The sequence below is a fragment of the Xanthomonas sp. NCPPB 3959 genome, from assembly GCF_056675575.1.
This window is the reverse complement of record NZ_JBWWVR010000008.1, coordinates 114,450-134,602: the sequence shown is the minus strand read 5'-3', so window position 1 is coordinate 134,602 and position 20,153 is coordinate 114,450. Positions and strand designations below refer to the sequence as shown.

Here is a 20,153-nt window from a genome sequence, read left to right as displayed (position 1 = left end):
AATCAATAGTGCGGAGGCGGCGGTTCGTCCGCTGCATCGGCAAACAACGTGGAGCGCACCTTGCCCAGATCCTCGAGCAGGTGGCGGATCAGCTCGGCATTGCGGGCGCCCGTCAAACGGGCGTCCGCAAGTGCTTCACTCAGTTCATTGAGCGCGTGCTCCTGAAAGGAGAGCCGCGTTTCCAGTTCAACCAACCGCGCGTCCAGTTCCTGGTCGCGCGGCGAGAGTTGCTCATGCATGCAACGAACGGCCTCGTCCGATGGCGTAGTAAGCCAGGCCGGCAGCTTCGATTTCCTGCGGGTCGTAAAGGTTGCGACCGTCAAATACGACGTCGTCCTTCAAGGCCTGCTTGATCTTGCCGAAATCCGGGCTGCGGAACTGCTTCCACTCGGTGACCACCACCAGCGCATCGGCGCCTTCCAGGGCCGCGAAGGCTTCGTCGCAGAAGGTCAGATCGTCGCGCTCACCGAAGATGCGCTTGGCTTCGTGGGTGGCTTCCGGATCGTAGGCACGCACGGTGGCGCCGGCTTCCCACAACTGCGCCAGCAAGCGGCGGCTGGAGGCCGCACGCATGTCGTCGGTATTGGGCTTGAACGCCAGGCCCCACACCGCGAAGGTCTTGCCGGCAAGACTGCCGCCAGCTTCGCCGCCGTAGTGACGCTGCACCAATTCGAACAAATGACCCTTCTGCGCGTTGTTGACGCTCTCCACCGCATTGAGCAGGGTCGGCTGCATGCCGTACTGCTCGGCGGTCTTGGCCAGTGCCTGCACGTCCTTGGGGAAGCACGAGCCGCCATAACCGGCACCGGGATAGATGAAGTGCCAGCCGATGCGCGGATCCGAACCGATACCGTTACGCACGTGCTCGACGTCCGCACCGACACGCTCGGCAATGTTGGCAATCTCATTCATGAAACTGATCTTGGTCGCCAGCATCGCGTTGGCCGCGTACTTGGTCAGCTCGGCCGAACGCACGTCCATCTCCACGATGCGGTCGCGGTTGCGATTGAACGGTGCATACAGACGGCGCATGCGTGCAATCGCTGCCGGCTTGGTGGCACCGATCACGATGCGATCCGGACGCATGCAGTCGGCAACGGCGTCGCCTTCCTTCAGGAATTCCGGATTGGAGACGACGTCGAACTCATGCTCCACGCCACGTGCATCCAGTTCTTCCTGGATCGCCACGCGCACCTTGTCGGCGGTACCGACCGGCACCGTGGACTTGTTGACGACCACCGACGGGCCATCGATATGACGACCGACGGTACGCGCAACTGCCAGCACGTACTGCAGGTCGGCACTGCCATCTTCATCCGGCGGCGTGCCCACGGCGATGAAGGTGATTTCGCCATGCGCAATCGCCTCGGCAGCGTCGCTGGTGAAGCGCAACCGGCCAGAGGCGTGGTTGGCTTTCACCATCGGCTCCAGGCCGGGTTCATAGATGGGGATCACCCCTCGATTGAGACCATCAACTTTCGCCTGGTCGATATCCACGCAGATAACGTGATGACCTACTTCGGCCAGACAGGTACCGGTGACTAGACCAACATAGCCGGTACCAAAGATCGCAACTCGCATGGGGGGGGATACTCCTGTGGGGGATCAGGGAAGGATACCCATCAGTTCGACATCGAACGTCAACGTTGCGTCTGGTCCGATCGGCCCCCCCTGCGTGCCGTTCGGGCCATAGGCCAAGTTGGATGGAATCCAGAAACGATATTTCGAACCGACCGGCATCAGTGCGACGCCTTCGGTCCAACCTGCAATGACTTGATTCAGACCGAACTCGGCCGGCTGGCCGCGCTGGTAGGAACTGTCGAACACCTGCCCGTTGAGCAGCTTGCCTTCGTAGTTCACGCGCACCGTGTTGGTGGGCATCGGACGCTCGCCGCTACCCTGGCGCAACACCGTGTACTGCAAGCCCGAGGCGGTGGTGATCACACCTTTTTCGGTCTTGTTCTTGGCGAGGAACGCATTGCCCTCTTCGCGATTCTTGGCACCGGCAGCGCCCTGCTTGGCAGAGGCGAAGGCCTGCATCGTCGCTGCGGCTTCCTGCTGGGTCAGACGCGTGGTGCCCTTGGCGAACACGGTGCGTACGGCTTCCATCAGGATGCTCAGATCGATCTCGTCCTTGATGCCGGCCAACGACGGGCCGACCGCGCGATCGCCCAGCATCAGGCCGACGTTTTCCTTGGACGGAGTCGCAGGCGCGCTACCCGGCGCCATGCCCGGAACCTGCTGGCCGTTACGCGCTGCCAGCGCAGTGCGCAGGGCGGTATCGGTGGCCTGGGTCTGCTCATCGGACAACAACGGCTTGCCGCCCTTGAATGCATTTTCGATGGCGCGTTGCAGTGCGCTCACATCGATGTCCTGGGCAATCGGCTCGAACGAGCGCGCCACATCCATACCGATGGCGTAGCTGACGTTGTCGCGGGTGCTCTTCTCAGACGATGCATTCACAACTGGCTTCTCCTTGGTGGCCGCTGCGGCCGGTTGCTGCGACATCGCCGGCATCGATGCCGACATTGCCACCATCAGTAGCGACGCCGCCGCGCCGCGCTTTCCCATCTTCATTCGATGCACTTCCCGAAAGTGAAAAGACACGCCGACGCCGGCGCTGAATGCGCATTGTCGCATGTGCGCGCGGCGTTGCGAGAGCCGCGCTCAGCGCGACGGTGCCTTGAGCTCGCGTTCGATTGCCGCCAGCACGCTCGGATCGTCCGGTTTGATCTTGCTGGGGAACTGCGCCACCACGCGTCCATCGCGACTAATCAAATACTTGTGGAAGTTCCAACCCGGCGCAACGCCCGTGGCTTGCGTCAAGCGCTGATACAGCGGCGTCGCCTCTTTGCCCAGCACATGCACCTTCTCAAACATCGGGAACTTGACGCCATAGGTCAGCGTGCAGAATTCCTGGATCTGTTTCTCAGATCCGGGTTCCTGTCCCTGAAAATCGTTGGACGGAAAGCCCAGCACCGAAAAACCGCGGCTACCGAAGCGCTTGTTCAGCGCTTCCAGTCCTTCGTACTGCGGGGTGTAGCCGCATTTGCTGGCAGTGTTGACCACCATCACCACCTTGCCGCCGTAAGTACGGTTCAGGTTGATTGGCGCCTTGCCGGCCAGCGGCCGGTAATCCAGATCCAGCACGGGCGCACCGGCGGCCAGCGCCGAGACGGAAAAAAAGCCAGCAAATACAACGACCAGCAAACGATTGAGCAACATGCGCGATCCCCTTGAATAGGTTCCGGACCCTCGCAGATGCGGGGGTGCCATCAGTTGGGTATGACAGACAGTTGACTGCCTGCGTGTCGGTGTTATAGTTAGATACAACACCAGTCATCCAACGCAGGGGAAAGCATGAACAGCACACGCTTCACGCGACCAGCTCCATTGCTGCTGCTCGGCAGCACCCTGTTCGCCATTGGTTGCCTGGGAGCCGCTTCCAGTCTGGTTACGGAGTCCGGCGCCGATTATGGCGTGTCGGAGGCGGTTACGGAAAACGCGACAACTCCCCCCGAGGAGCGCACCCGGCCCAGCCGGCATCTGCGCGCTTCGCTGTCGATGCCCTATTTCTCCTTCGCGCAGGTTCTGCGCCCACGGAGCTGATCATGAACGACATCCAATGGAGCGACGGCGCTCCCATCTACCGCCAACTCAAGGAACGGGTCATTGCCATGATGCTCGATGGAATCCTCAAGCCTGGCGACGCCCTGCCCTCGGTGCGGCAAGTGGCGGCCGATTACCAACTCAACCCCATCACCGTCTCGCGCGCCTACCAGGAGTTGGCCGACGAGAACCTGGTGGAAAAACGCCGCGGCCTGGGCATGTTCATGACCCCGGAAGCCGCACAGAAATTGCGCGGCAGCGAGCGCGAGCGTTTCTTGAATGAAGAATGGCCCGCAGTGCTGGAACGCATTCAGCGCCTGGGACTGTCCATCGACGATCTGTTGCCACAGGGAAAAACACCATGACCGCCGTCTCCTCCGACCATGTGGTCGACGCACGTGGCCTGCGCAAGGCCTACAAGCATCGGCTCGCGCTGGACAACACCAGTTTCACCATTGCCACCGGGCGCATCGTTGGATTGATCGGCCCCAACGGCGCAGGCAAGACCACCGCGCTCAAGGCAGTGCTGGGGCTGACCGATTTCGACGGCGAGTTGAGCGTGCTCGGCATGGATCCGCGCACCCAGCGCAACGCACTGATGAACGAGGTCTGCTTCATCGCCGACGTGGCGGTGCTGCCGCGCTGGCTGCGGGTTGGCGAGGCGATCGATTTCGTTGCCGGCGTGCACCCGCGCTTCGATCGCGCCAAGTGCGAGCGCTTTCTGGCCAATACGCAGCTCAACCGCAAATCGCGGGTGCGCGAATTGTCCAAGGGCATGATCGTGCAGCTGCATCTGGCGCTGGTGATGGCCATCGACGCGCGCATCCTGGTGCTGGACGAGCCCACCCTGGGCCTGGACATCCTGTATCGCAAGCAGTTCTACCAGCGCCTGCTGGAAGACTATTTCGATGAGCAAAAAACCATCATCGTCACCACCCACCAGGTGGAAGAGATCGAACACATCCTCACCGATGTGATGTTCATCCGCGACGGCCGCATCGTGCTGACCGCCGACATGGAAAACGTGGCCGAACGCTACACCGAAGTGCTGGTCAATGCCGAGCATCTCGAGGCTGCCAGAGCCATGAAGCCGATCGACGAGCGCAGCCTGCCGTTCGGCAAGACCGTGATGCTGTTCGATGGCGTGCCGAAAGAGCAGCTCGCCCGCTTTGGCGAAACCCGCAATCCCGGCCTTGCCGACCTGTTCGTTGCGGTCATGAAGGGGACCTACGCATGAATGCACTCACTCACCAAGCATCTCCCGCACGTACGTTCGGCTGGCTGCTGAAACGCGAATACTGGGAACACCGTGGCGGCTTCGTCTGGGCGCAAATCATCACTGGCGGCATCGCGGTGTTCTTCGCACTGCTGGGCGCGGTGATCGGGGCGATCAGTGCACGCCGCAACATGATCGGCGACAGCATGACGATGTCGGACATGGCCGAGTACACCCGTACCCTCGGTCAGGTCGGCGACGGCCTGCTGCTGGGCGGCATCGGCATCGCCTCGGTGGTGCTGGCGTTCGTGGTGTTCTTCTATGCACTGGGCAGCCTGTACGACGACCGCCGCGACCGCAGCGTGCTGTTCTGGAAATCGCTGCCGGTGTCCGACGTGCAGACGGTGTTGTCCAAGGCCGCCTGGGCGCTGTTGCTGGCGCCGCTGATCGCCATCGCGATCGGCGTACTGGTCGGCCTGGCCCTGTGGTTGATCGCCATCGGCGGCGCGTTGATCGCCGGTGTGCCCAATCCATGGGGCTTGGCCACCCACTCGCATCCGTTCTCGTTGTTGTGGCTGATGCTGCAGACCGTGCCGATGAGCTTGCTGTGGTCGCTGCCGACCGTGGGCTGGCTGATGTTCTGCTCGGCCTGGGCCACCAGCAAGCCGTTCCTGTGGGCGGTGCTGTTTCCGCTGCTGGCCTGCGTGATGCTGAGCATCCTTTCGGCAATGCCGGGCGTATCGCTGCCGATCGGCTGGATCTGGTACATCGTCGGCTACCGCGGCCTGCTCAGTGCCCTGCCCGGCACCTGGTCGCCGCTTGCAGTCAGCGGCAACCTCGATAGCAGCGCGATGCAGAACCCCAGCGATCTGGTGCAGTGGGTGCTGCAGCACACCGATAGCAGGCTGGTCTACGGCAACCCCGACATCTGGATCGGCGCCGCCATCGGCGTGGTGCTGATCGCTGCCTCCATCTATCTGCGCCGTCGGCGCTCCGAAGCCTGAGTAAAGGACACCCCATGCGTTCGCACCTGCATCTGAGTCTGGCCATCTTGTTCGCGTTGCCCGGCGCTGCGTTTGCCCAGGAGCAATGCAAATTCTCCGAGCCGCGCAACCTGGAGCTGAAACTGAGCGGAGTGAAGTCGGTGTTGTTCGAGGTCGCCTCCAACGACCTGCATCTGGATGCCTCGCCGGGCAGTAGCGGGCGTCTGAGCGGCCGGGCCTGTGCTGCACGCGCCGATCTGCTGAACGGCCTGACCGTCACCCAGAAGCGCGTCGGCGACAAGTTGGTGGTGACGCTGGACGACGCCCGCAGCATGCGCATCTCCGTCGGCGACAGCTACGCGTACCTGGATCTGCGCGGCAGCGTGCCCGACACGCTGCTGGTGCAGTTCGACGTGGGTTCCGGCGATGCGGAGATCTCCGGTGCGGCAGCGGTCAGTGCCGACGTCGGGTCTGGCGACATGGCGATTCGTCGCACCAAGGGCCGCGTCACCGCCAAGGTCGGCTCCGGCGACATCGAGCTGGAAGACATGGGCGCGTTGCGTGTCTTGGCAGTGGGCTCGGGCGATCTCAAGGCCACGCACGTGCGTGGCGCAGCAGAGGTCGGCAAGGTCGGCTCGGGCGACGTCAAACTGCGTGGCGTTGCCGGCAACGTCAAGCTCGGCACGATCGGCTCCGGCGATGTCGACATCGACGATGTGCAAGGCGATGTGGGCGTGGACGCGGTCAACTCCGGCGCACTGAGCGTGCGCAAGGTGCGCGGCAATGTCAGCGTGGCGCGCAAGGGTAGCGGCGATATCGACGTCAGCGATGTCACCGGCAGCACGCGCGTGCCAACCGACAACTGATCACTCATTGACGATGTGAGGGGAACTGCTGATGAAACTGTTGATTTCTGCTGTATTGGCGAGCGCGCTGTTGGTCGGTTGTGGCAAGTCCGAGCCCACGGTCAATGTATCGGGCCAGGCCAGCGGCAGTGGCGTGACCTTCAACGGCAAGAGCGTGACGCTCAAGCGTGACGGCCTGCCTGCAGCCACCATTGGTGTGGATGGCGCGCTCAGCATCGATGGCAAGCCGGTCACCTTGAACGATGCGCAGCAGCAGGCGATGCGCAGCTTCTACGCGCAGATCCAGGGCGTGGCCGAAAAAGGCATCGACATCGGCACCCAAGGTGCAGCGTTTGGCGCGCATGCGGCGGGCGAAGCGCTCAAGGGCGTGCTCAGCGGCAATACCGAGCAGATCGGCGACAAGATCGAAGCACAGGCGGACACCTTCAAGCACAACGCCATGCAGATCTGCGATCAGCTGGCCAAACTGCGCGCCGCGCAGGACGCCGCTGCGCAACTGGTGCCGGCGTTTGCGCCCTACTCCACCCTGACGCAACACGACGTCGACGATTGCCGCAAGTAAGACTGCCGCAAGTAAGTGCGGCAGTGACAGCCGCTGCGCAAGCGTTGGCAGACGCAGCGGCTTCCCGAATCGGATGGAGCGCATACCCATGCCGATTCCTGCACGCGAGTTGAGCGCCACCTTGGCCTGCGACATTTTGTCAGCCATGCCATGTAGCCCCGGCCCGGATCGCCTGACCGGGGCGGGATTACACTAGTGCGCTCCCCTCAACCCATCGACCCCATGAACAAGTTCGTGATGCTCTGCATGGCGCTGCTGCTGTGCACTCTCGCCGCCTGCGGCGATCAGTCGTCCCGGCGCGCCGAACGCGGCAAGCCGCGTGTTGCGATCACCACCCAATCGGTGATGATCCGCCGCCCACCGGCTGCCAATGCGGAAATCACCCCGGACGGCACGCTGAAGATCGACGATATCGCGCTACCGCAGAAAGAGCCGACGCGCGCCAAGTTGCAGCTGTTGTTCGGGCATCTGCAGATGCTGCGTCAGCAGGCCGTCAACGACGCCGGCGCGGATCCGGAATACAAGTCGATCAAGCTGACGGTCACCCCGGAAATACAGAAGCTCAGCGGCGAATTACTCAATGAGATCCCGTCGCTGCAGCCGTATCGCGAGAGCTTCGGCAACGTGCAGGCCGAGCGGCACTGACCAACGAGCGAAGCTGCGCACAAAGCGCAGATTCGCGCGAACCTTGGTAGGAGCGCACTTGTGCGCGACGGGGCCTTATCGATAACGCCCTATCGCGCACAAGTGCGCTCCTACATACACACAGCAGTGATCAGCCACCGCTTCCACTGCTGCCGGCCTGGATGCCGCCAAGCGTCAGCGCGGCCGGATCCAGCAAACGCCGCAGATCCGCTTCGCTGAGCCCGCTGTCTTCCAGGGCCACGTCCAGCACCGGGCGCTGTTCCTTGTAGGCGCGCTTGGCGATCGCGGCGGCCTTCTCGTAGCCGATGATCGGGTTGAGCGCAGTGACCAGGATCGGATTGCGATCCAGCGCCTCGCGCACGCGTTCCTGACGCACCTTCAGTCCGGCGATTGCGGTATCGGCCAGCAGACGCGACACATTGCCCAGCAGGGTGATCGAATCCAGCAGGTTGTAGGCGATCAGCGGCAGGGTCACATTCAACTGGAAGTTGCCAGTCTGCCCGGCCACGGTAATCGCGGTGTGGTGGCCGATGACCTGCGCGCATGCCATCACGGTGGCTTCGGGAATCACCGGGTTGACCTTGCCCGGCATGATCGAGCTACCCGGCTGCAGCGCCGGCAATTCGATCTCGCCCAGCCCCGCCAACGGGCCGGCATTCATCCAGCGCAAATCATTGGCGATCTTGATCAAGGCCACCGCCAGCGCATTGAGCTGACCGGACAGTTCCACCGCATCGTCCTGCGCAGCCAGGCCTTCGAACTTGTTGTCGGCACTCTCGAACTTGAATTTGCTCAGGCTCGACAAGGCCTTGGCCACCTTGCCGCCGAAACGCGGATCGGCATTGATGCCGGTGCCGATCGCGGTGCCGCCCAGCGGCAGACGCCGCAAACGCTTGAGCGCGTCGTCGATGCGATCCTGCGCCGAACTCAACTGCGCCGACCATGCGCCAAATTCCTGGCCGAAGGTCAGCGGCATCGCATCCATCAGATGCGTGCGCCCGGTCTTGACCACCTTGCTCAGCCCCTTGGCGCGTTTGTCGATGGTCTTGCGCAGATGCTTGAGCGCGGGCTGCAAATGCTCCTGCACCGCAAGCAACGCGGACACGCGAATCGCGGTCGGGATCACGTCGTTGGAACTCTGCCCCAGATTGACGTGATCGTTGGGATGCACCGCGTCCTTGCCGGCACGCGTGGCCAGCGTAGCGATCACCTCGTTGGCATTCATGTTGGACGAGGTACCCGAGCCGGTCTGATAGACATCGATCGGAAATTGCGCGTCATACGTGCCCTCGGCCACCTGCAAGGCGGCGTCCTGCACCGTCTTGGCGATAGACTTGGGCAGCAATCCCAGCTCGGCATTGACGCCGGCTGCAGCGGCCTTGATCAGGCCCAGCGCGCGAATGAAGCCACGTGGCATCGGCTGACCCGACACCGGAAAATTCTGCACGGCACGCTGGGTCTGCGCGCCCCACAATGCATCGGCGGGTACCTGCAATTCACCCATGCTGTCGTGTTCGGTCCTGAAACGTTCGCTCATCTGCACTCTCCGCACATCGTTGGATTTGTGGTCAAGGAAGGCTGGCAGCGGGCGTACCCGGGCTGGCGAGGCTGCCTACGATACTCGCTCGCAGCGTTGCGGCGATGTCGTCGCAAGCCGTGGGCTAGACTGCCCATCGATCAATACGAGGTACCACGCCGCCATGGGCGACGACCCTGACTGTAGAAACGCAGCACCTGCGTCTTTCTCTTCTGCGCACCGCAGCATCGCTTACGCGCAGCAGATAGCGCATAGACCTATCGCCGATGCACAGCACGCAGGCGTACGCCATGCTCGGTAATGTGCTGCTGCTGTTGGTGGCATTGTTGCTGGTGCTGTTGAATGGCTTCTTCGTCGCCGCCGAATTCGCGCTGGTCAAACTGCGTCACACGCAGGCGGTGGGTCTGGCGCAGAACAACGGTTGGCGCGGGCGTTTGCTGTTGGGGGTGCATGCGCATCTGGATGCGTATCTGTCGGCCTGCCAACTCGGTATTACCTTGGCCTCGCTCGGCTTGGGCTGGGTCGGCGAACCTGCGTTTGCGCATCTGCTGCAGCCGCTGTTCGACCTGCTCGGCCTGTCGCCGGAAGCGGCGCAATTCACCGCATTGGCCATTGCCTTCAGCCTGATTTCGTTTCTGCACATCGTGCTGGGCGAACTGGCGCCCAAGACCATGGCCATTCGCCGTCCGGAGCTGATATCGCTGTGGACCGCCGCGCCGCTCTACGTCTTTTACTGGGCCATGTATCCGGCGATCTGGGTCCTCAATACCAGCGCCAACCGCCTGCTGCGCGTACTTGGCTGGGGCGAGGTGGAGCACCAATCGCATCGCTATTCGCGCGAAGAACTGATGTTGATCGTTGGCCGCCAGGATCCCAACGCGGCCACGCCCGATCACGGACTGGCCTTGATGAGTCATGCGCTGGAACTGCCCGACCTGGTCGCCGGCGATCTGATGCGCCCGCGCGAGCACATGCGCAGCCTGCGCGAAGGCATGACGCTGGAATCGGTGCTGGCCGAGTTCAGCGAGTCTCGCTACAGCCGCTACCCGTGGTTCGATGCCGAGGGCGAGCAGGTCTTGGGCATCCTGCATACCAAGGACCTGCTGGTGGCGATGGCGCGCGGCCAGGAACTGGACGATCTGCGCCCGCTGCTGCGCCCGGCCACCCTGCTGACCCTGGAAACCCCGATCCCCAGTGCGCTGGAACAGTTCCGCACCGGCGCCACCCATCTGGCGCTGTGCTTGGAGGACCAGGGCCGCATCCTGGGCTTCTTTACCCTGGAAGACCTGCTGGAAGTGATGGTCGGCGAGATCGAGGACGAGCATCGCCACGTGGTGCGCGATGCGCCGATCCGCAGCCAGGACGGCTCACTGCTGGTGGCCGGCAGCACCTCGATCTTCCGCCTGGAACGCCTGCTCGGCCGGGATCTGAGCGCGCCGGACCACGTCAATTCGGTCGGCGGGCTGATCGTGCACAGGCTGCAGCGGCTGCCCGAAGAAGGCGAAACCCTGCAGCTGGACGGCCACGCGCTGACCGTGCGGCGCATGGACGGGCACCGGATCCAGGCGATCACCGTCCGCCCGATCGGCGAAGCGAGTGCCGGGGCGGCGTAGAATACCCACCCCCGCCAGCCTCCCAGTGCCCTGCCCATGTCGGATTCCGCCCTGCTCGCCCTGTCCCCGCTCGACGGCCGTTACGCCTCCAAGGTGGATGCGCTGCGCCCGATCTTTTCCGAATACGGCCTGATCAAGGCGCGGGTCAAGGTCGAGATCGAATGGCTGCTGACACTGGCCGCCGAGCCGGGCATTGCCGAGCTGGCGCCGTTCTCGGCCGCCGCCACGCAGACCCTGCGCCGCCTGGCCGACGACTTCAGCGTGACCCACGCCGCACGCGTCAAGCAGATCGAGCGCACCACCAACCACGACGTCAAGGCGGTGGAGTACTTCATCAAGGAACAGCTCAAGGATGACGCCGAGCTGGGCCCGGCGCTGGAATTCGTGCATTTCGCCTGCACCAGCGAGGACATCAACAACCTCAGCTACGGCCTGATGCTGGACCAGGCGCGCCGCGAGGTGCTGCTGCCGACGCTGGATGGCATCGCCGCCAGCCTGCGCAGCCTCGCCCATGCCCAGGCCGGCCAGCCGATGCTGTCACGCACGCATGGCCAGACCGCCTCGCCCACCACGCTGGGCAAGGAAATCGCCAACGTGGTCGCGCGCCTGGAGCGTCAGCGCAAGCAGATCGCCGCAGTGGAACTGACCGGCAAGATCAATGGCGCGGTCGGCAACTACAACGCGCACATGGTGTCGTATCCGGACCTGGATTGGGCCGCATTCGCGCAGCGCTTCGTCGAAAGCCTGGGCCTGGTGTTCAACCCCTACACCACCCAGATCGAGCCGCACGACAACGTGGCCGAAATCGGCGACGCCAGCCGTCGTGTCAACACCATCCTGATCGATCTGTCGCGCGACATCTGGGGCTACATCTCGCTGGGCTACTTCAAGCAGAAACTCAAGGAAGGCGAAGTCGGCTCGTCCACGATGCCGCACAAGGTCAACCCGATCGACTTCGAAAATGCCGAAGGCAATTTCGGTATTGCCAATGCACTGTTCGAGCACTTTTCCGCCAAGCTGCCGATCAGCCGCTGGCAGCGCGACCTCACCGATTCCACCGTGCTGCGCGCACTCGGCACCGCGTTCGGTCATACCCAGGTCGCGCTGGATTCGCTGGCCAAGGGCCTGGGCAAGCTGACCGTCAACCCGGAGCGTTTGAACGCCGATCTGGACGCTGCCTGGGAAGTGCTGGCCGAGGCCGTGCAGACGGTGATGCGTCGCCACGGCCTGCCCAATCCGTACGAACAATTGAAGGCACTGACCCGCGGCCAGGGCATCACCGCCGCCTCGATGCAGGCATTTGTGGAAAGCCTGCAGTTGCCCGAAGAAGACAAGCAGCGCCTGCGCGCGTTGACCCCGGGCGCCTATACCGGCCTGGCCGAGCAACTGGCGCGCGCCATCTGATCTGACTGCCGCACCCGATCTGGCCGCATTGCGGCGACCCGCATCATTGCGTTGTATCCAGCTGTCAGGAGTATTGCCATGGCATTGCGCTCGCTGCTGTATGTGTCCCTGCTCGCGTTGGTGGCCTGCGGAAAGCAGGCCGCTCCCGAGTCTGCCGCTGCCGCGCCGCAAGCGCCGGCCACCTCGTTGATCGCACCGGTTCCATCGGTGCCTTCCGTGCCATCGGTCCCGAGCATGGACGGCGCCACCCAGGTCGCCAGCACGGGCGGGCGACCGACGCTGATGGTCACCTCGACCAGCGGCACGGTCAGCTGCGACGGGCATAACGTCGACCTGACCGGACAGAACGCCAATCTGACCTTCAAGGGCGATTGCGGCACGATCGCGGTGCTGGGTGAGCATGCGATCGTCCAGATCGAGCGCGCCGAAGCGGTGCGCATCGTTGGCGAGGCTGCCCAGGTCACCCTGGCCAGCGATGCCAAGACCGTCGAGCTATTCGGCCGCAAATCCACACTCAAGGCCGGACGCATCCACACGCTGCGGGTGCCTGGCGACGACAATCAGGTACAGGCGCAGGCGATCGCTGCAGCCACGCTGCACGGCCGCGGCAACCGCATCACCCAGCAGTCCGGCACTGCCGTGGTCAACGACTACGGCAGCGACAACCAGATTTCCACCCGCTAAACCGCCGATACCCCCAGCAACCAGCACGTTCCGGCGATGCCTCGCGTGGCCGTGACTGCACTGAAACCTTAATGCAACACGCCAGCAAGGCATCGCGCAGCGGGCTGGGCGACAATAGGCCACTTCGCCGGCCGCACAGCGCCGGCTTTTCCCAGTCGGACCCGTCACACCATGAAAAAGACCGCCGCAAAAAAGACCGTCGCCAGAAAGGGCGCGCCGCTGCCTTTCGAGATCCATGCCACCCGCGACCAGCCGCTGGGCATGCCGGTCGAGCGCTTCCTGCGCAACTACTGGCACAAGCACCCGCTGCTGATCCGTAACGCGTTCCCGGACTTCCAGTCGCCGCTGCAGCCCGAAGATCTGGCCGGCCTGGCCTGCGAAGACGGCGTACTGGCGCGACTGATCAGCCACGACCGCGCCACCGACGACTGGAATGTGCGCACCGGCCCGTTCCAGGAAACCGACTTCCCCGGCCTGCCCGACCACGACTGGACCTTGCTGGTGCAGGACGTGGACAAGTGGGACGCCGATGTGCGCGCCTTGCTGGAGCAGTTCCGCTTCCTGCCGCGCTGGCGTATCGACGACATCATGATCAGCTTCGCCGCCACCGGTGGCTCGGTCGGCGCGCATGTCGACCATTACGACGTGTTTCTGTTGCAGGGCCAGGGCCACCGCCGCTGGCAGATCGACGCGCGTGCGCAACAGGGCCGCAAGGCCGCGCCGCTGGCATTCCGCGACGATGTCGAGCTCAAGCTGCTCAGCGCCTTCAAGCCCACCCACAACTGGGTGCTTGGCCCGGGCGACATGCTGTACCTGCCGCCGCTTGTGCCGCACCACGGCGTGGCCGAAGACGCCTGCCTGACCTTCTCCATCGGCACCCGCGCGCCGTCATCGGCCGAGCTGATCGGCGACTATCTGGACACCTTGATCGCCGACGCCGACGAGGCCGTGCGCTATCACGACGAAGACCTCAAGGTGCCGGCCGATCCGTACGAGATCGATGTCACTGCGATGAACCGCGTGGTCGAAGCGCTCAACGCGCTGCGCATGAACGACCCGGATCGGCTGGGCGACTGGTTCGGTCGCTTCATGACCACTTACCGCGCCTCCGGCGACGTGGTACCGGCACCAGAACCCATTCCGCGCGAGGCGGTCGAGCAGGCGCTGGAAGAAGGCGTGTTGCTGCATCGCCATCCGTGGTCGCGACTGGCCTGGCGGCGTGCCAAGCGTGGCGCCACGCTGTTCTGCAGCGGGCTGGAATTTGCATTGTCGGCCAAGGACGCCGCGCGCCTGGCCGCCGCCGAAGAAATTGACGGCGCGCTGTATGCCCAGTTGTCGGTGCGCGGCCGCGAGGTGGTGCTGGAACTGCTGGCGCAGGGCCATTACCAGCGCGCCCACGAGGAGAACGACGACGACTTCGAGGACATCGACGACGACCAGGCACACGTGCTGAGCCTGTCGGCCGACCACGACGATGCCGAGACCGACACGCAGGATGCGGACGAGGAGATCGACGCCGAGGCCGACGTCGAGCAGGTCGCAGACGCCGCGGACGGCCCGGCCGAAGCCGGTGACGCCGGGCAAGGCGAAGACGCCGCTCAGAACGGCGACAGCGACGACGACGAGGCATCGGACGCAGGCGACACCGACGCGTCGCCCAAGCGCGCATGAACCACCACGCCAGGCCGCAGACCGTCTCGCTGGATCCGGCACTCGACGCCGCGGCGCTGCGTGTACTGCGCCTGGCGTGCACCACCGGCACCGCTGGCACCACCAGCGATGCCGAATGGGACGCACTGGATCCCCTCAGCCTGCACTTGGCCATGCGCACCGACGACGGCCAGCTGATCGCCGCGGTGCGGCTCACACCCGACCGACGCATCGACCGGCTCGGCGTGCTCCCCGACTGGCGCCGCCGTGGCATTGCCGACCAATTGCTCGCCGCCGCAGTCGACACCGCCCTCCAACGCGGCTGGCCCAGCCTGAGCGCACACGTCAACGCACATGCCGAAGCGGTGTTCGCACGCCTCGGTTTTCTGCCCGAAGCCTCCCCCGAATTTCGTCCTGATCGCGCCTTCGATACGCAGGGCGCAGCAGGCACTGCCCTGCACCGCCGCCTCGACGGCCCGATGGCAGTCGAGCATCTGAGCGCGGCCCTGGCCGCCACCACCGGCCTGCTGTGCGCGGCGCGCCGTCAGGTGCTGATCTATACGCGCGCACTGGATCCGCCGCTGTTCGACAACGCTGCGGCACTCGATGCGCTGCGTCGCTTCGCCACCGCCCGGCATGACAAACGCGTGCATGTGCTGGTGCAGGACACTGCAAGCGCCAACGCCAGTGGCAGCGCGCTGTTGCGGCTGGCCCAGCGCCTGCCCAGCGTGTTTCGCTTCCGCGCGGTCAGCGATCCGGTCGATGGCAGCTACGCGTCGGCCTATGTGGTGGGCGATGACGCCTACTACTTTCGTCCAACAGGCCACCGCTTCGACGATGGCGAAACCTGGCTGTCGGGCGCCGCGCGCAGTCGTCAGCTGGAGCGCGAATTCGCGCAGATATGGGAGCGCAGCGCGCTTTGGAGCGAACCGCGCGCGCTCGGCATCTGACGCCGCAGCGCCCTTCGCACGTAGGTGCGAGGCCGGTCGACCTACCCGTCCGGTCAGCTCGCAGACGCCCTGTCATTAGCGCAAGGGGGTATAATTTTTCGAGATTTGATACCGACCGATAGGGCATCTTGCCCTGCCGCTTCCGCACAATCATCCCTCACAGCAGACCCGACTTACCATCGTGGATAATCTCCTAAAGCAGTTCGCACAGTCATCGCAGCTCGCCGGCGGCAACGCCGCCTATATCGAGGATCTGTACGAGCAGTACCTCGTCGCCCCGGACAGTGTCGATCCGAAGTGGAAGAGCTATTTCGACGACTTCAAAGGTCGCGATGCCGGGGATGTGCCGCACTCGGCCGCCATCGCCCACATCCTCACTGCCTCCAAGCAGGCAGCCAATGCCGGAACCGGCGCGGGTGCCAGTGACGAGCGCGAGCGCAACGTCGGCCGCCTGATCACTGCCTACCGTGCGCGTGGTCACCTCGGCGCGCAGCTCGACCCGCTCGGCCTCACCCCGCCGGTCAATCCGCCAGATCTGGACCTGCCGTTCCACAGCCTCTCGCAGGCCGATATGGACAGCGAGTTCAGCACCGGCGGTGTCGGTGGTCAGCCGCGGATGAAGCTGAAGGACCTGCTGGCCCGCCTGAAGGCGACCTACGCCAGCACCATCGGCGCGGAGTTCATGCACATCCAGGAATTCGACCAGCGCCAGTGGATCTACAAGCGCCTGGAAGATGCCGGCGGCAAGATCGCCGGCGACGCGGCCAGCCGCAAGCGCACGCTGGAGCGGCTCACCGCCGCCGAAGGTCTGGAGCGCTACCTGCACACCAAGTACGTCGGTCAGAAGCGCTTCTCGCTGGAAGGCGGCGATGCGCTGATCCCGATGATGGACGAGATCATTCGCCAGTCCGGCAACGATCAGGTCAAGGACATCGTGATCGGCATGGCCCACCGCGGCCGCCTCAACGTACTGGTCAATACGCTGGGCAAGAACCCGCGCAAGCTGTTCGACGAGTTCGAAGGCAAGTTCGAGCACGCTCACGACGACCGCGCGCACACCGGCGACGTCAAGTACCACATGGGCTTCTCGGCCGACATCGCCGTTGGCACCGACAAGCAGGTGCATCTGGCGCTGGCGTTCAATCCCTCGCATCTGGAAATCGTCGACCCGGTCGTGGTCGGCAGCGTGCGTTCGCGTCAGGAGCGCTTCGGCGATGCCGAGCGCAAGACTGTGCTGCCGATCCTGATCCACGGCGATGCCGCATTCGCCGGCCAGGGCGTGGTGATGGAGCTGTTCCAGATGTCGCAGGCGCGCGGTTTCGCCGTTGGCGGCACCGTGCACATCGTCATCAACAACCAGATCGGCTTCACCACCAGCGCCCGCGACGACGCCCGTTCCACGCTGTACTGCACCGACGTGGCCAAGATGATCGGCGCGCCGGTGTTCCATGTGAACGGCGACGACCCGGACGCGGTGATGTTCGTGTCCAAGCTGGCCTATGAATTCCGCCAGCAGTTCAAGAAGGACGTGGTCATCGACCTGGTCTGCTACCGCCGTTGGGGCCATAACGAGGCCGACGAACCGGCAGCGACCCAGCCGGTGATGTACCAGACCATCCGCAAGCACAAGACCACCCGCGAGCTGTACGCCAACAAGCTGGAAAGCGATGGCGTGCTGAGCGCCGACGAAGCCAAGGCGTTGGTCGACGGCTACCGCAACAAGCTCGATTCGGGCGAGTACACCACCGAACTGGCCACGCGCAAGCCGGACGAATTCGCCATCGACTGGTCCAAGTATCTGGTCGGCACCGCGGCCGATCCGGTCGATACCCGCGTCAAGCGCGAACAGTTGGACCGCCTGGCCAAGCTGATCACCACAATCCCGGAAGGCGTGGAGCTGCACGCACGTGTGGCCAAGATCTACGACGATCGCGTCAAGATGGCCGCCGGCCAACAGGCCGGCGACTGGGGCTTTGCCGAGAACCTGGCCTACGCAACGCTGCTGGCCGAAGGCCACAAGCTGCGCCTGGTCGGCCAGGATGCCGGTCGCGGTACGTTCTTCCACCGTCACGCGATCCTGCATGACCAGAAGAGCGACAGCTATTACATGCCGCTGCGCCAGTTGGTCGAAAACCCCGAAGACGCCACCGTGATCGACTCGCTGCTCAGCGAAGAAGCGGTGATGGGTTTCGAATACGGCTACTCCACCACCGACCCGAACGCGCTGTGCGTGTGGGAAGCGCAGTTCGGCGACTTCGCCAACGGCGCGCAGGTTGTGATCGACCAGTTCATCGCCGCCGGCGAAGCCAAGTGGGGCCGCATCGCGGGCCTGTCGCTGTTCCTGCCGCACGGCTACGAAGGCCAGGGCCCGGAGCACAGTTCCGCGCGTCTAGAGCGCTTCCTGCAGCTGTGCGCGCTGGAGAACATGCTGGTCTGCGTGCCGACCACCCCGGCGCAGTGCTTCCACATGATCCGCCGCCAGATGCGCATGACCACCCGCAAGCCGCTGGTGGTGATGACGCCCAAGTCGCTGCTGCGCCACAAGCTGGCGGTGTCGAGCCTGGAAGAACTGGCCGAGGGCGAATTCCAGCATCTGATCCCCGATGCCAAGGCCGATGCCGGCAAGGTCAAGCGCGTGGTGCTGTGCTCGGGCAAGGTCTATTACGACCTGCTCGAAGACCAGACCAAGCGCGGCCAGGACGACGTCGCCATCCTGCGCGTGGAGCAGCTGTATCCGTTCCCGCGTGCGCAGCTGGCCGCCGAGCTCAAGGCCTATGCCAACGCCACCGATGTGGTGTGGTGTCAGGAAGAACCGCAGAACCAGGGTGCGTGGTACCAGATTCGCCACCATCTGAACTTCTGCCTGACCGGCGCTCAGAGCCTGCATTACGCTGGCCGTGCCCGCTCGCCCTCGCCTGCCGCCGGCCACATGGCCGACCACATCGTCGAACAGCAGAAGCTGGTCGCCGATGCGCTCCTCAATCCGTTCAACGACCAAGTCGCTGAATAACTCCTCTTCCCCAAAGAACGCACACACTAGGACGCTCCCCGAATGGCCACCGAAGTCAAAGTTCCGGTACTGCCCGAATCCGTTTCCGACGCCACCATCGCCAGCTGGCACAAGAAGGCCGGCGAAGCGGTCAAGCGCGACGAGAATCTGGTCGACCTGGAAACCGACAAGGTCGTGTTGGAAGTTCCTTCGCCCGTCGACGGCGTGCTGAAGGAAATCAAGTTCGAAGCCGGCAGCACGGTCACCAGCAACCAGATTCTGGCGATCATCGAAGAAGGCGCTGTGGCTGCGGCCGCACCGGCCGACGAGAAGAAGGCTGAGGCACCGGCACCGGCCGCTGCTGCGCCGGCCGCCGCTCCGGCAGCTGCCGCCGCTGCACCTGCAGCTGCGTCCAAGTCGTCTGCCGATGCCCTGCCCCCGGGTGCGCGTTTTGCTGCGATCACCCAGGGCGTGGATCCGGCACAGGTCGACGGCACCGGCCGTCGCGGCGCGGTGACCAAGGAAGACATCGTCAATTTCGCCAAGGCCGGCGGCGTGGGCAAGGCCTCTGGCGCCCGTCCGGAAGAGCGCGTGGCGATGACCCGCGTGCGCAAGACCATCGCCAAGCGCCTGATGGAGTCCAAGAACTCCACCGCGATGCTGACCACCTTCAACGAGGTCAATCTCGCCAAGGTGTCGGCCGCGCGCAAGGAGCTACAGGACGAATTCCAGAAGGCGCACGGCATCAAGCTCGGTTTCATGAGCTTCTTCGTTAAGGCCGCTGCCAACGCGCTGCAGCGCTTCCCGCTGGTCAATGCCTCGATCGACGGCGACGACATCATCTATCACGGCTACAGCGACATCTCGATCGCGGTATCGACCGAGAAGGGCCTGGTCACGCCGGTGTTGCGTAACGTCGAGCGCCAGTCGTTCGCTGAAGTGGAACAGGGCATCGCCGACTACGCCGCCAAGGCGCGCGCCGGCAAGCTGGGCCTGGACGACCTGCAGGGCGGTACCTTCACCATCACCAACGGCGGCACCTTCGGCTCGCTGCTGTCCACCCCGATCATCAACCCGCCGCAGAGCGCCATCCTGGGCATGCACGCGATCAAGGAACGTCCGATCGCCGAGAACGGCCAGGTCGTGATCGCGCCGATGATGTATCTGGCGCTGTCCTACGACCACCGCATCATCGACGGCAAGGATTCGGTGCAGTTCCTGGTGGACATCAAGAACCAGCTGGAAAACCCGGGCCGGATGTTGTTCGGCCTGTAAGCCTTGCAGCCCCTCTCCCATCGGGAGGGGGGTTGGTTTGAGGGGACGGCCGCACTTGCATCGCACGGTGTCCGCCCCAAACCCAAGCAGCACCAGTCGGCAGCGCCATCTCCGCTCCGCCGCACCCTCATCCGGCGCTACGCGCCACCTTCTCCCGACGGGAGAAGGGA

The 20,153-nt window shown here is 64.3% G+C and carries 19 protein-coding genes; 14 read left to right on the top strand and 5 right to left on the bottom strand.

Annotated features, from left to right (window positions below):
* Positions 1-2: 2 nt before the first annotated feature.
* The 4 genes from AC1KVG_RS11260 to AC1KVG_RS11245 form a co-directional block, all read right to left on the bottom strand.
* Positions 3-239, bottom strand: a complete 237-nt coding sequence (locus AC1KVG_RS11260) for a SlyX family protein (RefSeq protein WP_006448709.1) — start codon at positions 237-239, stop codon at positions 3-5.
* Positions 232-1,581 carry a UDP-glucose dehydrogenase family protein gene (locus tag AC1KVG_RS11255; protein ID WP_023903568.1) on the bottom strand — a complete coding sequence of 450 codons (1,350 nt, stop codon included), beginning with the start codon at positions 1,579-1,581 and terminating at the stop codon, positions 232-234. The genes AC1KVG_RS11260 and AC1KVG_RS11255 overlap by 8 nt, the downstream gene beginning before the upstream one ends.
* Before the next feature lie 24 nt (positions 1,582-1,605).
* Entirely contained in the window at positions 1,606-2,577 is a 972-nt protein-coding gene (locus tag AC1KVG_RS11250) for an FKBP-type peptidyl-prolyl cis-trans isomerase (protein ID WP_167387167.1), read from the bottom strand.
* Between the two features lie 90 nt (positions 2,578-2,667).
* Positions 2,668-3,225: a glutathione peroxidase gene (locus tag AC1KVG_RS11245; RefSeq protein ID WP_481094455.1), complete on the bottom strand. Its 558-nt coding sequence runs from the start codon at positions 3,223-3,225 to the stop codon at positions 2,668-2,670.
* Between the two features lie 135 nt (positions 3,226-3,360).
* Here AC1KVG_RS11245 and AC1KVG_RS11240 point away from each other — a divergent pair, with 135 nt between their 5' ends.
* The 7 genes from AC1KVG_RS11240 to AC1KVG_RS11210 all read left to right on the top strand — a co-directional run bounded on the left by AC1KVG_RS11240 (position 3,361) and on the right by AC1KVG_RS11210 (position 7,881).
* Entirely contained in the window at positions 3,361-3,609 is a 249-nt protein-coding gene (locus tag AC1KVG_RS11240; RefSeq protein WP_043889124.1) for a hypothetical protein, read from the top strand.
* Positions 3,610-3,611: 2 nt separating this feature from the next.
* Positions 3,612-3,974, top strand: coding sequence for a GntR family transcriptional regulator (locus tag AC1KVG_RS11235; RefSeq protein WP_003483692.1), 363 nt, complete (start codon positions 3,612-3,614; stop codon positions 3,972-3,974).
* A complete protein-coding gene (locus tag AC1KVG_RS11230; RefSeq protein WP_023903564.1) occupies positions 3,971-4,846 on the top strand; it encodes an ABC transporter ATP-binding protein in 876 nt (291 codons plus the stop codon). Before AC1KVG_RS11235 ends, AC1KVG_RS11230 begins: the two co-directional genes overlap by 4 nt.
* Positions 4,843-5,829, top strand: a complete 987-nt coding sequence (locus AC1KVG_RS11225) for an ABC transporter permease (RefSeq protein ID WP_023903563.1) — start codon at positions 4,843-4,845, stop codon at positions 5,827-5,829. Before AC1KVG_RS11230 ends, AC1KVG_RS11225 begins: the two co-directional genes overlap by 4 nt.
* 14 nt (positions 5,830-5,843) lie before the next feature.
* Entirely contained in the window at positions 5,844-6,674 is an 831-nt protein-coding gene (locus tag AC1KVG_RS11220) for a DUF4097 family beta strand repeat-containing protein (RefSeq protein WP_481094454.1), read from the top strand.
* Positions 6,675-6,705: 31 nt separating this feature from the next.
* Complete coding sequence (locus tag AC1KVG_RS11215; protein ID WP_481094453.1) at positions 6,706-7,236, top strand: DUF2884 family protein; 531 nt, start codon at positions 6,706-6,708, stop codon at positions 7,234-7,236.
* A gap of 222 nt (positions 7,237-7,458) precedes the next feature.
* Entirely contained in the window at positions 7,459-7,881 is a 423-nt protein-coding gene (locus AC1KVG_RS11210) for a hypothetical protein (RefSeq protein ID WP_481094452.1), read from the top strand.
* A 130-nt stretch (positions 7,882-8,011) separates the two neighbouring features.
* Here AC1KVG_RS11210 and AC1KVG_RS11205 read toward each other — a convergent pair whose 3' ends face one another.
* Positions 8,012-9,418, bottom strand: a complete 1,407-nt coding sequence (locus AC1KVG_RS11205) for a class II fumarate hydratase (protein WP_023903559.1) — start codon at positions 9,416-9,418, stop codon at positions 8,012-8,014.
* Between the two features lie 266 nt (positions 9,419-9,684).
* On the opposite strand from AC1KVG_RS11205, the gene AC1KVG_RS11200 reads away from it, so the two are divergent.
* The 7 genes from AC1KVG_RS11200 to sucB all read left to right on the top strand — a co-directional run bounded on the left by AC1KVG_RS11200 (position 9,685) and on the right by sucB (position 19,983).
* On the top strand, positions 9,685-11,031 hold the full coding sequence (locus AC1KVG_RS11200) for a hemolysin family protein (RefSeq protein ID WP_481094451.1): 1,347 nt from the start codon (positions 9,685-9,687) through the stop codon (positions 11,029-11,031).
* Between the two features lie 36 nt (positions 11,032-11,067).
* Positions 11,068-12,435 (top strand): adenylosuccinate lyase, encoded by a 1,368-nt coding sequence (gene purB / locus AC1KVG_RS11195; RefSeq protein WP_481094450.1) that lies wholly within the window; start codon positions 11,068-11,070, stop codon positions 12,433-12,435.
* A gap of 78 nt (positions 12,436-12,513) precedes the next feature.
* A complete protein-coding gene (locus AC1KVG_RS11190; protein WP_481094449.1) occupies positions 12,514-13,119 on the top strand; it encodes a DUF3060 domain-containing protein in 606 nt (201 codons plus the stop codon).
* A gap of 171 nt (positions 13,120-13,290) precedes the next feature.
* Positions 13,291-14,790: a ribosomal protein uL16 3-hydroxylase gene (locus AC1KVG_RS11185; RefSeq protein ID WP_481094448.1), complete on the top strand. Its 1,500-nt coding sequence runs from the start codon at positions 13,291-13,293 to the stop codon at positions 14,788-14,790.
* Positions 14,787-15,719 (top strand): GNAT family N-acetyltransferase, encoded by a 933-nt coding sequence (locus tag AC1KVG_RS11180; RefSeq protein ID WP_481094447.1) that lies wholly within the window; start codon positions 14,787-14,789, stop codon positions 15,717-15,719. The genes AC1KVG_RS11185 and AC1KVG_RS11180 overlap by 4 nt, the downstream gene beginning before the upstream one ends.
* A gap of 181 nt (positions 15,720-15,900) precedes the next feature.
* The gene (locus AC1KVG_RS11175) at positions 15,901-18,729 is read left to right on the top strand and encodes a 2-oxoglutarate dehydrogenase E1 component (RefSeq protein ID WP_115036664.1); all 2,829 of its coding nucleotides are present in this window, start codon (positions 15,901-15,903) and stop codon (positions 18,727-18,729) included.
* A gap of 42 nt (positions 18,730-18,771) precedes the next feature.
* On the top strand, positions 18,772-19,983 hold the full coding sequence (gene sucB / locus AC1KVG_RS11170; RefSeq protein WP_183086828.1) for a dihydrolipoyllysine-residue succinyltransferase: 1,212 nt from the start codon (positions 18,772-18,774) through the stop codon (positions 19,981-19,983).
* The last annotated feature ends 170 nt before the right edge of the window (positions 19,984-20,153 follow it).